General features: G+C 44.7%; 3 protein-coding genes and 1 pseudogene. All 4 read right to left on the minus strand.

From position 1 onward, the window contains the following. On the minus strand, positions 1-701 hold a 701-nt coding region (locus tag SPADD19_RS12905; protein WP_241496560.1), incomplete at its 3' end, for an amidohydrolase. Positions 702-759: 58 nt separating this feature from the next. Continuing rightward, the gene (gene dapD, locus SPADD19_RS08780; protein ID WP_061455814.1) at positions 760-1,458 is read right to left on the minus strand and encodes a 2,3,4,5-tetrahydropyridine-2,6-dicarboxylate N-acetyltransferase; all 699 of its coding nucleotides are present in this window, start codon (positions 1,456-1,458) and stop codon (positions 760-762) included. A gap of 65 nt (positions 1,459-1,523) precedes the next feature. After that, entirely contained in the window at positions 1,524-2,762 is a 1,239-nt protein-coding gene (locus SPADD19_RS08785; protein WP_061455815.1) for a hypothetical protein, read from the minus strand. Positions 2,763-2,810: 48 nt separating this feature from the next. Next, a pseudogene (locus tag SPADD19_RS08790) lies at positions 2,811-3,388 on the minus strand (hypothetical protein); the annotation flags it as partial.

The following is a 3,388-nucleotide window of genomic DNA, read 5'->3' on the forward strand; positions in this document are numbered from 1 at the left end:
CCTGCATGCATGGAACCAAAGGTCACCACAGCACCTTCAATTGGATCGACATTTCGACTCACGACCGATTGGACTTGGGTAATGAAGTAAGAGGCTGCTACAAGTGCATCATTGGCCTCATGTGGAAAGGCAGCATGCCCTCCCTTACCTGTAAAGGTAATCTTGACTTCACAGGTCCCCGCAAAAAGGGTACCCGTATTGGTCGCAATGTCTCCCACCTTCAAATCAGGGCGCACATGCAGACCATAAAATTCATCAGGGAGCCAGTCGCCAAAAGCATTGTCCTTATACATGAGCATCCCACCAGCTTCATTTTCTTCAGCTGGTTGGAAGAGAAAGAGCAGGTTATTTTTTGGTTGCACTTGAACCAGTTGATCCAAAAGCCCAAGAGCTGTCGTCATGTGCATATCATGACCACAAGCATGCATCCGTCCTTCGTGCTTGGAGGCAAAATCAAGGCCCGTTTGTTCCACAATCGGTAAGCCATCGATATCTGTCCGCCAGCCGATCGTTTTTTCAGGCGCAGATCCATGGAGATAAACCAGGATCCCGGTCCGCCAAGTCCGTTGCTCAACAAAGTCCTTGCCCGCTGTGATCTCTGCGATTCGCTCTAAGAGGTAGGCTTGGGTTTCAAATTCTTCCAATCCAATTTCAGGGATTTGGTGCAAATCCCGTCTGATTTTGATTAAGTCCAATGTCATAGTTGTCTTCTTTCTATTAGATTAGAATAGAGGCCTTGCGGCCTCTACTATCAATATCTTATAAATTACGCAAGGCGTCTTCTAGTGCTGTTTTTTGTTGTGTTTTTTCGTCGATTTCCTTGATGATGCGAGCTGGGACACCAGCTACAACCACATTTTCAGGGACATCTTGAGTAACGATAGCTCCAGCGGCAACGACGGATCCGTTCCCTACTTGAACCCCTTCAATCACAACTGCATTGGCACCGACCAAGACATTGTCACCGATCCGAACAGGCTCAGCAGAAGCTGGCTCAATGACACCCGCAAGAACGGCACCTGCACCGATGTGGCTGTTTTTACCAACTGTTGCACGACCACCAAGGATAGCCCCCATATCAATCATAGTTCCTGCACCGATTTCAGCACCGATATTGATGACAGCCCCCATCATCACGACAGCATTGTCTTCGATGGTCACTTGGTCACGGATGATAGCGCCTGGTTCGATACGCGCATTTAGATAGCGCTTATCAAGCAAGGGAACAGCTGAATTACGGCCATCTTGTTCAACCACATAATCCTTATTCTCTGTTAAGTTGGCAAGAAGGGGATCGATATCTTTCCAATCACCGAACAACACATTACCTAGTTTTGTGACAGAAGCAGGAACAGCTGTTGCCAATTCCCCTTCAAAGGTTACTTTCACATTTGTTTTCTTTTCTGCATTTCCAATAAAAGCGATAATTTCTTGTGCAGACATTTTTTGTGCAGTCATGAGATTCTCCATTCATTTCAATTAAAGGTATCCATATTATACCACAAACCCAAAGAGATGAACACCTAAGGCGAAGTGCTTGTAGACGAATCCTCCAGGCCTGTCATTTCACTGATGGTGCGATTGCTTCCAAAGTGAATCGTAACTAAACGCGAATCAGAAAGTTTATAGTGAAAGGTTAAAAAAGACTCTGAACTCATCATACTCGACCAAGAAACACGGCTAGGAATTCCTACGGTATTCACAAGATCTGCATAGCTGGTTCCTATTTTAATATTGGCAAAATCCTCTCTGTTCAAACTGCCATTTTTATTGGCTAATCGCTCACTGTTTAGGTTCTCAAAATTAAGAGAAGATAGACGGCTACTAATCATATTTGAAAGCAAAACAGATACAGAAGAAGGGGATCCTTCAGCCTCATAATCCAAGCTTGTCATGAAAGGACCGACACTACCCTCTTGGTAGGTTTCTTCCCCACTACTAGCCTTGCCCAGTACAGCTACCACATCCTGCGGAGACAGATAAGTTGAAGAGGTACGGCCTTGATCCTCCTCACTTAAACCAGGAATCAGGGAAATCGCCTTCTCATAGGTCACTTGAAACTGAAATTCACCTTCCGGTGCAATCAAGGTACTCGTACCACTCTTCAAAGTTTCCTTTCTGGTTCCATAAGACTGGCCAGGACTTCCGTATTCACTAGTAGTAGAAGAAGGAGCTTCCTTACTATGGATACCTCCTGAAGCCAGATAGGCAAATAAGCCCAGCATGGCCAATAATCCAAAAAAGGCTGCTAGCGAAGACCCTTCACTCTTAGAGGAAGGAGAGTAGGTTTTCGTCCTATCCGATTGGGAGTCTAGTACCGTTTGTCTTGGTTCTGAATGCCTGCCTCCCCCTATTGAAGCCAGGTCAGCTTCTGAAATCAAGCGACTCCCACCCTGGTGCTCTACTCTTTCCTCGCCCTTAGGAAACTGCTCTATTGCATCTTGTGTTGGTGGTTGTGATGTTAGCGGTCTGTCAGGCGAGTCTTCAAGCAATACTTCCTTTTGCTCATCTATAGCTTTCTCAGTACCAAGCGCCGGTTGGTTTTTTGGCTCCTCTACTTGCTTCACTGGTTCAGGAAAAACGGAGGACTCTATCACTTCTGTTTCTTTTAGGAGCGTATCTTCCAGCCATTCATCCCTATTTTCAATGCTCTGGTTGGTTGAAGTGGAACTTTTCACTAGACTAGTTTCTTCTTCTAGCTGGCGTTTCGCAAATCGACTCTTGTGTTCATTTCGTAGGTGGGACCAGTCTTTCTTTCCCATTGTTCCCTCCTTATTATTCTATGGCAAATTCATTCGGGCTAACTGTTTTTACTGTGCTGTAGGTGTCGAAGAAGAAGCTGGTGTGCTCGCTTCCACTTTAGGTGTGATATCCTTGATGGTTTGCCGGCTATCAAATTGGATTTGAACCGTTTGGGAATCAGCCAATCGATAAGTAAAGGTCGGTGCTTCACCGTAACCTAAAAATCCGGACACATCTACCTCATCTGGAATCCCCACCGAATTAAGCAAATCTAAATAAGGCATCCCAACTTTGATATTAGTAAAATCGTCCTTCGTTAAACTGCCATTCTTATTTGCAAAACGATCACTTTTTAAGTGTTTCAAACTTAAAAGAGAAATCCTGTAATAGGCACCCATTTTTTCAAGGAGAACCTTCCCATATGCATCATCTGATTGGTAATCTAAGGTCAGCAAAAAAGGACTTGAACTGCTGTCACTATACGATGCCTCTCCTCGGGTTGCTTTACCTAATGCTGCAACGATATCTTTGGGATCCACAGTTCCAAAAGATGTCTTTTTGTCATCCACTGCAAAATCAGGAATGAGAGACATGGCTTTTTCATAGGTTGTCTCAAATTGAACTTCCTTAGCAGATGCGACATAAG

The sequence above is a fragment of the Streptococcus parasanguinis genome, from assembly GCF_001578955.1.
Lineage (GTDB): Bacteria > Bacillota > Bacilli > Lactobacillales > Streptococcaceae > Streptococcus > Streptococcus parasanguinis_U.

Bases quoted from the DNA above. Each gene is read 5' to 3' on its own strand.
- dapD (WP_061455814.1), bottom strand. From the start codon at position 1,458: ATGACTGCACAAAAAATGTCTGCACAAGAAATTATCGCTTTTATTGGA.
- SPADD19_RS08785 (WP_061455815.1), bottom strand. From the start codon at position 2,762: ATGGGAAAGAAAGACTGGTCCCACCTACGAAATGAACACAAGAGTCGA.